Here is a 10,585-nt window from a genome sequence, read left to right on the forward strand (position 1 = left end):
ATTAAAAGGCATGCTAAGGATAATTATGACCAATATTTTAAACAAAATAGAAGACCTATAATTAATTTATTACAGGTCTCTCTATGCTCTTAAAATTTAAATGTTAAGAAAAGCTTGTGCTATCAATGGATTATAAATTATCTAAATTGTGGATAATTTATAATTTTAAATATTATTCAAATATTATATTGACTTCATAGGTGTACTATGTTTATAATACACTTATAAAGTTAGTGTACTATACATATAATACACTAATGCAATTAAAGTTTGAAAGAAGGAGATAATATTGAAATTTATAGTAAATGATAGAGAACCTGTATATATTCAAATCATTAGAAATATAAAACAAAAAGTAGTAACTGGTGAGCTGAAAGCGGGCGAAATGCTTCCTTCTAGAAGGGAAATGGCAGTAAAAATAAATGTTAATCCAAACACAGTGCAAAAAGCATATAAGGAGATGGAAGAAATGGGACTTATTAATACGGTGAAAAATAATCAAAGTACTATTACAGAAGATGAAGATTTTATAAAAAAAATTAGGCAAGATTTAATAAATGAAGCTACAGAAATTTTTATTGAGCAAATGAAGGCTATAAATGTGCCTAAGGATGAAATCGAAAATATAATAAATGAAAAATATGATATGTAATAATTTAAACTAGTTAAAAAAATTAACTAGGAATTATAAGTAAAAATATAATAATTAAAAAATAAACATAGGGGGCAAAACTAAATATGATAGAAGTGAAAAATGTTAAGAAGAAATATGGAAAAGTTAAGGCCTTAGACGATGTTTCTTTTAATATAGAAGAGGGAAAAATTACAGCTATTTTAGGTGTTAATGGTGTTGGAAAATCTACAATACTTAAGTCTATTGCAGGCCTTGTAAAAGCAGATAAAGGTGAAATTCTTATTGATGGAGAGAAAATTAATCAAAAAATTTATAATAAACTGGCATTTGTACCAGATATAGATATACATTTTCCACATTTAAATATTAAAGAGACGTTTGAGTTTATGAAGCTTTTTTATACAAATTGGGATGAAAAAAGAGCTTATGAAATGCTTAAGGTATTTTCTTTAAGTGATAATCAGATGATAAGTGATTTATCAAAGGGTAATAAGGCTAGAGTAAAAATCATAATTGGATTTGCTCAAAGAGCCAAGTATACACTTTTAGACGAGCCTTTTTCTGGGATAGATATATTTACTAGAGAAGAGTTTATAAAAGCAATTTTAGAATTTATTGAAGAAGATGAAAGTATTGTTATTACTACTCATGAAGTGGACGAGATAGAACAAATTGTAGATGATGTAATAATAATTAGTAATGGAAAAGTAGCACAAAAGTTCAATGCAGAGGAAGTTAGGGAAAATGAGGGAATGTCTATAGTGGATAAGATGAGGGAGGTATATAAAGGTGAATAAGATATTAGCTTTATTTGAGATTGAATTTAAAAAAATACAAAAAATATATTTTGCTATACTTAGTATGCTATTTTTAAGTAACATAGCAGTATTTTCTTTTATGCTATATGCAATTGTAAAAAATATAGAAGAAGAAATGAAGGTTGTTGGTGGACTAGATTTATTAAAAGAACGTAAGGGACTTGAGTTATTTTTACAATCAGATAACATTGAACTAATATATAAGCTATCATTTTTATTTATGGTGGGAGCACTTTTATGGTGTTTATATTATGGGTTTGCCATTTGGTATAAAGATTTTTCTAATAAAAGTAAGCCAATATATACTTTATTTATGTTACCAGAGAATAGATTTATCATATATATATCAAAATTAATAACTATGATTACTTTGATTTATGGAGTAATATTTGTTCAATTTTTATGCTGGATAATAGATAGTTTAGTAGTAAAGTTTTTATCTGGAATATCTGTTGAACATATCATAAGTATTATTAACCGTTCAAGTTTATATCCACCTAGAAACTTAATACCAGTAATGGCTAGAGTTGAGTTTATTATGTTTTATGTGTTAGGTCCTATACTTGCCATGGTAGTTTTATTTACAGGGATTATGATACATAAATCAAGTAAAAAAATAGGTGGAATACGAGGAGTTATTTATATAGTATCAATAATACTATTGTATTTCTACCTAACAATTGCTAAGAACACTTATATAGATGAATTATTTAAAACCCATTTAATGTTTTACATAGTAGTATTTGTAGCATCTATATTTATTTCTTATAATTTATTAAATAAAAAAATATACGATTAAGGGGGGAGAAATACATGAATAAAAATTTAGGAAAGATATTTTTTAGCATAGTTTTTGTAGGGATTATATTTATTGGTATTTCTCTATTTAATTTGGATAAAAATAATGTACAGCTAGAGGATATACATGGAAATAGAAATGCACTTGGAGATATGAATATTTTATTACAAAGTAAAAAAGGATTTTATGAAACTGATGAAATAAAAATAAATAAAGAGAATATATCAATAAAAAGAATGGCAAAGGAGGGACTTGATAGTTTTAATTTGACAAAGAGAAATATAGATAGTAGAGAAATATTAGAGACGTTGAATACTCCTTTTACAGATAATAGTCGATTTATATTAGAGGCTGAAGAAAAAATAGTTTCAGTTGAATTATCAAATGACTACATATTTGAAGAAGATAGCTATGAATTAATTGCTAGTATAAAAGTTAAAAATAAAAAAAGTGATAAGGTGGAATCTTATGTAATACCTATGGATGAATCTTATGATGAAGATAATGGGATGCTTTCATCAGTTCCTATATTGAAAGATAAAGATAATATTTATATAGTTATTCTTTATAGTAGTTATGAAGACATAGAAGATGATAGTAAAATTAGTGAAAATCAGTATGAAAGAACTTTATTAAATTTGTACAAAGTTAATTTATCTAGTAAAAAATGTAAACATATTTTAAGTAAGGAATATGATGGAAAAGATATTCATCTAATTGAAAGAAATGAAAGTGTGGCTTTTAGTAATAAGAATAAATCATATTTCTTTATAAATAAAAAAAATAATTCTAGAGAGGATTATAAGTCATCATTATTAGAATTTGATGTTATTAGCAAAGAAATAAATATTATTGATTTAGGAACTAATGATGATGAAATATCAAGATATTATGTAGATGATAACAGAGCATTAATAATATCTAATTATGGAAGCGAGGAAGGAAGTAATGAACAAGATTTAGAATCTGGTCAAGTAAGATCCATATTGGTTAATCTAGAAGATAAAAAAGTAGAATATATAAATCATATAAACTTGAATATAAATGGTGAAGGACAGTCTATTTTACAAGTAAGAATAAATAATGGAAAAATATATGTAGTTACTGATGAATATGAGCCGGAAGATATAAAAGGTAAGAATTTTTATTGCATTTACGTGTTTAATGAAAAAGATAATAAGTTACTATATAAAGGTAAGATAAATCAAAGGACAAGCTATAGAGTTAATGCAGGCATTGTAACAGAAGATGAATTATAGATATTATAATCTTAGCAACTTAAAAATATAAATTTTAGATTATATAAATTATTTATAACTTATTAAGCAATTGATATTAAATTTTAAAATCAATTGCCTTTTTATTGCAAGGAAATTATATGTTATTTGTTTTATAGATAATATATAATTTTCAACTGTATTTAACAAGTATCATAGCTGTAGGAATTGTATTTAGATTATTACTAAATAGAGACTATGAATTTGTGAATTATATAATTTCAAGTGGAAATGTTAAAGCAAAACTAGAAGAGTCTAAAATAACTTTAATGTATATTTGGGAATAAAAAGAGTTTAAAAATATAGTATTAAATAGCATATAAATTCAAATAATACTAGGAGAGATATTATCAAAAAGGAGATTTATATAATGGCTAATTATAGTGGAACCGTAAAATGGTTTGATATTGAAAAAGGATATGGATTTATAAGTAGTGAGGAAGGAAATGATGTATTTGTTCATTTTTCTAATATAAAAGAAGATGGACCTAGAAAAGATTTGCATGAAGGACAAAGTGTTACTTTTGACATGGTCCAAGCTGATAGAGGGCCTTCTGCTATTAATGTAAGAAAAGTTTAGCCTTGATTACTATATTTTTAAATTAAGATTTAAAAAATTTATTTAATATATTAAATGGTGTATTAAAAATGTATTGACACCCAAAAGTTAGACTTTATACTGGAATGAAAATTCATTCCAGTATTTTTATATTTTAAGGAAATTATATGTTCTATAGACAATATACAATTATTAACTTTTAAAAAAATTAATAATTAAATTGACAAATCAATTGAGAACAACTATCATGTAGATATAGTAATAATAATTATCAAAATCAATAATATAAATAAAGAGGTGTTCAAATGAAATTACCAGAAGGTAAAAAGGGGACTATATATACGATTAAATCAATAAAAGGAAATGAAGAGATAAATAAATTTTTATTCACACTAGGATGTTTCGAAGGTGAAAACATAAGTATAGTAAAAAAATTATATTCAAACCTGATAATCAATATAAAAGGTGGAAGATATGGGATAGACAATGATTTGGCAGAGGTTATAGAAATAATTTAAAGGTAATAGGGAGATGATGAAATGAAAATAGCTTTAACAGGTAATCCAAATAGTGGTAAAACAACACTATATAATGCTCTTACAGGAAAGCAAGAGTATGTTGGTAACTGGGCAGGGGTAACAGTTAGCAAAAAAGAATCAAAATTAAAAAGTAGTTTAGGTGATAATATAGATATAATAGATTTACCAGGTGCATACTCAATAAGACCGTATACGAGTGAAGAAAGTATAACAACAGACTTTATAAAAAATGAAAATCCTGATGTTATAATAAACGTGGTAGATTCTACAAACTTAAATAGAAGTTTATTTTTTACAACACAATTATTAGAGATGGGTATACCAGTAGTTGTTGCATTAAATAAAGTTGATATATCAAAGTCTATAACAAAGATAGATATAGCTAAATTAGAAAAAGAATTAAGTTGTAAAGTTGTTGAGATATCTGCTGCAAAGAGTGAAGGATTACAAAAACTAATAAGTCAATCAATGGAATCATCTAAATTAAAAACACAGAAGAATTTATTTGAAGATTTATCAAAAATAGATGATGAGAAAGAGCAAGATAGAAAAAGATTTACAATAGTTAATAATATAATAAGTAAAGTTGAAAATAGAATAATAAGAGTACATGAAGAAACATTAGAAGATAAAGTAGATAACTTTGTAACTAATCCTATAATAGGAACTGGTCTTTTTGTGTTGATAATGAGTTTTATATTTGACTTATCTATAAATAAATTAGGACCATTAGTGGCAGATACTTTAGTAGGATATATAGAAACTTTCCAAGGTAGTGTTTCAGAGTGGTTAGCTAGTATGGGAACTAGTGACTTTTTAAATGCATTATTAACAGATGGTATAATAGGTGGAGTTGGAGCAGTAGTTGGATTTGTTCCATTAGTTATGGTATTAATGTTCTTATTATCATTAGTAGAAGATAGTGGATTTATGGCTCGTATAGCATTAATATTTGATCCGTTATTTAGAAAAGTTGGACTATCAGGAAAATCTATAATACCTATGATAGTAGGATATGGATGTTCTATACCAGGAATTATGTCTACAAGAACTATAAAAGATGAAAAACAACGTCGTTTAACAGCTTTACTTACACCATTTGTTCCTTGTGGTGCTAAAATACCAATAATAGCATTATTTACAGCAGCATTTTTCCCAAATAATCCATACTTATTCCCTCTTACTTATATTATAGCTTTCACAGTTATAATAAGTGTGGGACTATTATTAAAGAAAGCAACAGGAGCGGACAATATAAAAAATTACTTTATAATAGAATTACCACAGTATGGTATGCCAAGTATCAAAAAAGCATTCTTTAAAATGTTAGAAACTGCTAAAGATTTTATGATGAGAGCTGGTACTATCATAATAGTTTGTAATACGTTAGTATTTATAATGTCATCATTTGATTTTAGTCTACAATTAGTAGGAGATGCAGTTAATACTTCAATATTAGCGAGAATAGCAACACCATTTGCATTTTTACTAATACCAGTAGGAATAGGTGTATGGCAACTTGCAGCAGCAGCAATTACAGGATTTATAGCTAAAGAAGAAGTTGTTGGAACATTGGCAGTAGTTTACTCTATGGGAGCTGCTATAAATGCAGATTTTGAATTAGTAAATGCTAATATAGTTCAAGATACAATGGGAATAACTCCAATAGCAGCATTTGCATTTATGATGTTCAATCTGTTTACTCCTCCATGCTTTGCAGCAATAGGGGCTATGAGAGCAGAAATGGGATCTGGTAAATGGCTAAGAAATTCTGTGTTACTTCAATTCAGTGTTGGATATATAGTAGCTATGGTATTTAACCAAGTAGGTACAATAGTAGCATATGGAAAGATTGCAGCAGGTTTTATTCCAGCAGTTATAATATTAATAGTGGCAATATCATTTGTAATATATAAGATAAAGTCTAATAAAATTAGTGATGAAAAAGTAGCAGCAAAGGTACAAGTACAATAATTTATTAAGGGAGACTTATTATGATAGGAAATTTAATAGTAATTATTGTGGTAGCCTTAGTTTTATTCTTGGCTATAAGACCTATAATCAAGTTTCATAAGGAAAAAGAAGAGGGGCAAGATTATGGATGCTACAAATGCTCAAGTGCTTCTAAGTGCAAGGGCAAGTGTAATAAATAATATATAGGTGCATATTTTAAACTACCTATTTTAGAGGGTGTGACATTTTTGTCACACCCTCTTTTACTTACTTACAAGGACATTATATTGACTTCAAACCTGAGGAAAATTCCTAGGCTGAAGTATTATCAATACATTTGAGAAGTTGTAAAAAAGTAAATTTTGAGCAACGGGCAAAGCCGTTGGCGACATGAAGTGGAGCGCCCACGCAGTGGCTTAAACGAAGTGAATTTTTTCTATTATATAAAATTACAAGACATACTACGTTTTTATTAACATATATTTAGTAATAGACTTGTCATAATTTAAAAAGGAGGAAAATATATGGGGGATAAGGTGAGTGTGTTAAATGTAATGAAATTTGCTGGAGCATACATAGCTTTTCTTATTGGCTCTGGATTTGCCACGGGACAGGAAATCATGCAGTTTTTTAGTTCCAATGGATTACCTAGCATAATATCTGTTGGTATAAGTTTAGTTTTGCTTATATACTTTGGATCAACTATTATGTCATGTGGATTTGAATATGGTGGGCTTAGGGAATACAAACCATATAAATACTTCTGCGGTAATATAATAGGAGTATTTTATGAGTATGTAGTTCCAGTTTTATTATTTATCAGTGTTATTGTAATGATTTCTGGGTCTGGAGCTACTTTCAGAGAATATTATGAATTGGATTATTACATAGGATGTGCATTTATGGCTGTATTAGTGTTAATTGCATTTCTTTGTGGTCTTGATAAACTTATAGATATTGTGGGAATTATTGGGCCGGTTATAGTTGTATTTTCATTGATTGTAGGTTTTGATATATTATTTAGAAACATAGATGGATTAAAAAATATTTCTGAAACTGTAAATAATATTAAGATGACAAAAGCAGGAGGTAATTTTATCTCAAGTGGAATCATATATGCTGGACTTAATTTAGTTGGAGGGTTGTTTTTTTTCACATCTTTAGGGCATAGTGCAAATAGTAAGAAAGAAGCCAAATATGGAGCTATACTAGGGAGTATTGTTTTAATGTCTGTTGTTTTAGTTATTGATTTGGCTTTATTATCTAGAATAGGTGAGATTTATAATGTATCTATTCCAACCCTACATTTTGCAAAATCCATATCTGATAGATTTGGTAATATTTTTTCAATTATTTTGCTATGTGGTATTTTTTCCACAGCAGCACCAAACTTTTGGACAGTATGTGATAAAATTTCAAGAAGAATAAATTATAACTCTAAAATAGTTGCTGTTGTAGTTGCTGTTGTGGCATTCTTTTGTGGTTTATTTCCCTTTGAAAAATTAGTAGGAAATATATATCCGCTTGAAGGTGTACTGGGAGTACTTTTATTTGTTTGTATATTCTTCAAGCAAATAAGTAAAAGGATTATATAATATTAAAATTTATTTATTAAGTTTAATTCACAATATTATGGAAAAATAGTGATATAATAAATAAAATTAATATAACAAATTAATAATAAGGGAGACAATAAGATGAAGAAAAAAACTATTATATTTGATTGTGACACAGGAACAGACGATGCAATAGCAATAATAAGTGCCCTTTACTCACAAGAATTAGACATAAAAGCATTTACAACAGTTTCGGGAAATGTGCATTTGAATCATACTTCACAAAATACATTAAACTTAGTAGATTATCTAGGATTTGATATAAAAGTTGCAAAAGGAGCAGATAGACCTTTAAAAAGAAAATTAGAAATAACTCAGTGTCATGGAGAAAATGGTTTAGGAAGTATTGAATTACCTAAGTCTAAGAAAGATTTCTATGAAAAAGATGCTGTAGAGACAATATATGAAGAAGCAGTAAAGCTAAATGGTGAGTTAGAAATAGTTGCAGTAGCGCCTCTTACTAACATTGCAAATGCAATACTAAAATATCCTGAGCTTAAAACATTAATAAAACATATAACTGTTATGGGAGGGGCAATTCAAGGTGGAAATATGAGTCCTGTTGCTGAGTTTAATATATTTGTAGATCCAGAATCAGCAAGGATTGTATTTGAATCAGGTATACCTCTAAAAATGGTAGGGTTAGATGTTACAGAAAAAACTGTAATAGAAAAAGAAGAAATACATAAATATGAAAACTTAAAGTCAAAAGCAGGAAAATTAGTTTTTGATATTTTAAAATATATGGTTGAAAGAAATGAAGATGGAAGTTTTGAAGGAGCAGTAATGCACGATGGTCTAGCTTTAAGCACATGTGTTCATCCAGAATTTATAAAAACACAAGAATGTTATGCAAATGTGGAAACAAAAGGAGAATTCACATATGGACATACTTTTTGTGATATAGAAAATAGAAGTAGTAAAGATAAAAATTGTAATGTGGCCGTAGAAGTAGATGCTAAGGCATATAAAAAATGGTTGTTCGATACTATATGCAAGGCTGAAAATTAGAATTTAAAATATGGATTTGACATGAAATCTCAATACATGAACAAGGAAACCAATTCCCTATACTTCATATGAAATTAAAATAATAATACAGTTAAAAATTAAGAAAACACACTGCTTAGTAATGCAATGTGTTTTTTTAACGAACAAAATTAATGCAGTCACAACTTTAAAGGAAGATTATTTAAATGTTTATCCACTAAGATAGATAATAATATAGTTTTTTCTTATGCAAAGATTAAATTTAAGAAGATTTATACCATCTGAACTAAGATAATTGGAAAAATAGAATGTAGAAACTTTATATATATTATAAAATAGACACAATGATTAAAATATTGTGATAAAATATATATTAGGGGAATATTAAAATAGATTATTTTAATCTAGTAAGAGGGGAGTAGTATATGTGTTATCTATATATAATAAAATTAGTGATTATATAATAGTGTCAAATTATGATGGGGAAATAATTTTTTGTAATGAAAGTTTTTTAAATCGAATGAATTGTAATAAAGAAGAAATATTAAAATCACATATATCAAAATTAATAAAAGATGGAGATAGTATTAGTGATTTGATAAAAGAATCTGCAGACATAAATAAAACCCTAGATTTTTATTCAAATTCAAATGAAGTAGTTAAAATCAATTCACACATAACTATAGAAAATTTCAACCAAAGAAAACATATTTTTATTATAGGTAAAGAAGTTCAGACCCAATTATATGACGTGGAGTTATTAGAATATTCAGATAATATGGATGCTTTAAATGATGATCTATATGTAAATAAGCCTTTTACTAATATATTGAATAAAAAAATAGAAGAGAGTCAAGCTAAAAATATTAATTTAAGAAAAACTATATCAGAAGAGTTACTTAAAAACTATAACAGAACATCAATAGATAGTAAATTTAATAGTAGTGGTAGCTATGATGCGGACTTAAATAAAATGTTAAGTAGTATTGGAAAACAAATACTGGATTACACACAAGCGGATGGCCTTGCTATATTACTCTATGATAAAGACAAAGAAGGTTTAATACCTTTTATAAAACTAAAAAACTCTAATATTCATCTTAAAAATATAAACTTCATACCTATGGAAATAAATAAAATAAATTCATATAAGTATAGAGATTATTTTAATACAGTATCTTTAAAGGATGGAATTAGTAATTTATCAGAAATAACTATTGATTCTATGGATGAAATAAATTATATCGATAGCTATGTAATAGAATTATATGATGAGTTTATTGGATTTATAGGTTTAAGTTATAGCAATGGTAATTCTTCTAAATCTAAATTTGATGAATATATGAAATACATATGTAATAAAATAGCAATGATAATTAAAAATAATAGGCTTTCAAAGG

At 26.8% G+C, this 10,585-nt stretch carries 11 protein-coding genes; all 11 read left to right on the plus strand.

The window, feature by feature from the left end:
• Nucleotides 1-289: 289 nt before the first annotated feature.
• Complete coding sequence (locus tag J7G74_RS05305; RefSeq protein WP_297132779.1) at nt 290-652, plus strand: GntR family transcriptional regulator; 363 nt, start codon at nt 290-292, stop codon at nt 650-652.
• An 86-nt stretch (nt 653-738) separates the two neighbouring features.
• On the plus strand, nt 739-1,431 hold the full coding sequence (locus tag J7G74_RS05310; RefSeq protein WP_297132782.1) for an ABC transporter ATP-binding protein: 693 nt from the start codon (nt 739-741) through the stop codon (nt 1,429-1,431).
• Entirely contained in the window at nt 1,424-2,251 is an 828-nt protein-coding gene (locus tag J7G74_RS05315; RefSeq protein ID WP_297132784.1) for a hypothetical protein, read from the plus strand. The genes J7G74_RS05310 and J7G74_RS05315 overlap by 8 nt, the downstream gene beginning before the upstream one ends.
• A 14-nt stretch (nt 2,252-2,265) precedes the next feature.
• Nucleotides 2,266-3,510, plus strand: a complete 1,245-nt coding sequence (locus tag J7G74_RS05320; RefSeq protein WP_297132786.1) for a hypothetical protein — start codon at nt 2,266-2,268, stop codon at nt 3,508-3,510.
• A 388-nt stretch (nt 3,511-3,898) separates the two neighbouring features.
• The gene (locus J7G74_RS05325; RefSeq protein WP_297132789.1) at nt 3,899-4,108 is read left to right on the plus strand and encodes a cold-shock protein; all 210 of its coding nucleotides are present in this window, start codon (nt 3,899-3,901) and stop codon (nt 4,106-4,108) included.
• A 284-nt stretch (nt 4,109-4,392) separates the two neighbouring features.
• The gene (locus J7G74_RS05330) at nt 4,393-4,605 is read left to right on the plus strand and encodes a FeoA family protein (protein WP_297132792.1); all 213 of its coding nucleotides are present in this window, start codon (nt 4,393-4,395) and stop codon (nt 4,603-4,605) included.
• Nucleotides 4,606-4,626: 21 nt separating this feature from the next.
• The gene (gene feoB / locus J7G74_RS05335) at nt 4,627-6,600 is read left to right on the plus strand and encodes a ferrous iron transporter B (RefSeq protein ID WP_297132794.1); all 1,974 of its coding nucleotides are present in this window, start codon (nt 4,627-4,629) and stop codon (nt 6,598-6,600) included.
• A 20-nt stretch (nt 6,601-6,620) separates the two neighbouring features.
• The gene (locus J7G74_RS05340) at nt 6,621-6,779 is read left to right on the plus strand and encodes a FeoB-associated Cys-rich membrane protein (RefSeq protein ID WP_297132796.1); all 159 of its coding nucleotides are present in this window, start codon (nt 6,621-6,623) and stop codon (nt 6,777-6,779) included.
• A 324-nt stretch (nt 6,780-7,103) separates the two neighbouring features.
• Nucleotides 7,104-8,174 (plus strand): YkvI family membrane protein, encoded by a 1,071-nt coding sequence (locus tag J7G74_RS05345; RefSeq protein WP_297132799.1) that lies wholly within the window; start codon nt 7,104-7,106, stop codon nt 8,172-8,174.
• Between the two features lie 102 nt (nt 8,175-8,276).
• Nucleotides 8,277-9,206, plus strand: coding sequence for a nucleoside hydrolase (locus tag J7G74_RS05350; RefSeq protein ID WP_297132802.1), 930 nt, complete (start codon nt 8,277-8,279; stop codon nt 9,204-9,206).
• Between the two features lie 499 nt (nt 9,207-9,705).
• Nucleotides 9,706-10,585, plus strand: an 880-nt coding sequence (locus J7G74_RS05355; protein WP_330616413.1) for a hypothetical protein, incomplete at its 3' end; no start/stop codon positions are given.

The organism is Terrisporobacter sp. (assembly GCF_017888745.1).
Classification (GTDB): domain Bacteria; phylum Bacillota; class Clostridia; order Peptostreptococcales; family Peptostreptococcaceae; genus Terrisporobacter.

Coding starts and splice junctions, on each gene's coding strand:
- J7G74_RS05350 (WP_297132802.1), top strand. CDS start 8,277: ATGAAGAAAAAAACTATTATATTTGATTGTGACACAGGAACAGACGAT.
- feoB (WP_297132794.1), top strand. CDS start 4,627: ATGAAAATAGCTTTAACAGGTAATCCAAATAGTGGTAAAACAACACTA.
- J7G74_RS05330 (WP_297132792.1), top strand. CDS start 4,393: ATGAAATTACCAGAAGGTAAAAAGGGGACTATATATACGATTAAATCA.
- J7G74_RS05310 (WP_297132782.1), top strand. CDS start 739: ATGATAGAAGTGAAAAATGTTAAGAAGAAATATGGAAAAGTTAAGGCC.
- J7G74_RS05325 (WP_297132789.1), top strand. CDS start 3,899: ATGGCTAATTATAGTGGAACCGTAAAATGGTTTGATATTGAAAAAGGA.
- J7G74_RS05320 (WP_297132786.1), top strand. CDS start 2,266: ATGAATAAAAATTTAGGAAAGATATTTTTTAGCATAGTTTTTGTAGGG.
- J7G74_RS05345 (WP_297132799.1), top strand. CDS start 7,104: ATGGGGGATAAGGTGAGTGTGTTAAATGTAATGAAATTTGCTGGAGCA.
- J7G74_RS05340 (WP_297132796.1), top strand. CDS start 6,621: ATGATAGGAAATTTAATAGTAATTATTGTGGTAGCCTTAGTTTTATTC.